Origin of the sequence: Roseinatronobacter ekhonensis (assembly GCF_900499075.1) — a bacterium.
Taxonomy (GTDB): Bacteria; Pseudomonadota; Alphaproteobacteria; order Rhodobacterales; family Rhodobacteraceae; genus Roseinatronobacter; species Roseinatronobacter ekhonensis.
In genome coordinates, this window is record NZ_UIHC01000174.1 from 1 (window position 1) to 997 (window position 997).

General features: G+C 69.6%; 2 protein-coding genes. Both read left to right on the forward strand.

From position 1 onward, the window contains the following. The coding region (locus tag ROE7235_RS19685; RefSeq protein ID WP_183073608.1) for a major capsid protein at positions 1-628 on the forward strand (628 nt) is incomplete at its 5' end. Further along, positions 628-939, forward strand: a complete 312-nt coding sequence (locus ROE7235_RS19690; RefSeq protein ID WP_050664252.1) for a head-tail joining protein — start codon at positions 628-630, stop codon at positions 937-939. The genes ROE7235_RS19685 and ROE7235_RS19690, both read left to right, overlap by 1 nt. Positions 940-997: the final 58 nt, after the last annotated feature.

Here is a 997-nt window from a genome sequence, read left to right on the forward strand (position 1 = left end):
CACGTTCGAGTTCCACCTCTTCAACGGCATCCAGGGCGTGGTGAAGGACCCCAGGGACGGCGCCACGGTGATCGATTACCACGCCGAGTTCGGCATCACCCCGGCCACGGAGGTCGACTTCGACCTCGACAACGCCACGCCCGCCTCCGGCGCGCTGCGCAAGCGCTGCCAGGCTCTGATCGAGAGCGTCGAGGACAGCCTTGGCGGGCTCGCCGCTGGCCAGGTGCAGCTGCGCGCCGAATGCGGCTCGGCCTTCTTCGCCGATCTCGTCGCCCACAAGGAGGTGCGCGAGACCTATCTCAACACCGCGGCGGCCGCCGATCTGCGCGGCCGCGTGGGCGAGGAGGTCAGCTTCGGCGGGATCACCTTCCGCCGGTATCGCGGCGGGCTGGGCTTCGGCGTGCCCACCGACAAGGCGTATTTCTACCCCGAGGGCGTCGAAGGCCTGTTCGAGATCTACTACGCGCCTGCGGACACCTTCGAGACGGTCAACACCGTCGGCCTGCCGCTCTATGCCCGCATGATCCCGGACCGGGACCGCGACGAATGGGTGCGGCTCGAGATCGAGAGCAACCCGCTGCCGATCTGCACCCGACCGCAGGTCCTGCGCAGCGCGCGGCGGACCTGATGACGGCGGCTGCGATGGCGCTCGACGCGCTCTTCGCCGACGACAACATCGCCCGCGAGGCCGTCTACACGCCCGAGGGTGGAACGCCTGTCCTCGTCCGGGTGGTGACCCGCCGGGCGGACGAGACCACGGGCTTCGGCGACGCGCGCCTCTGGTCGGAGACCACGCGCGTGGATCTGCGCGTAGCCGAGGTTCCGACCCCGCGCCCCGGCGACCGCATCGAGATCGACGGCGAGGCCTTCCTGATCCAGGGCGAGCCGGTCCGCGACCGCGAGCGGCTCGTCTGGACCGTGGATCTGAGGCCGACATGAAGCTGAAACTCGACGTCACGCCCGACCTCGCTTCGTTGATGGCCGCCGAGATCAAGGC

Excerpts from the sequence above, each read along its gene's own strand:
- ROE7235_RS19690 (WP_050664252.1), top strand. The coding sequence starts at position 628 with ATGACGGCGGCTGCGATGGCGCTCGACGCGCTCTTCGCCGACGACAAC.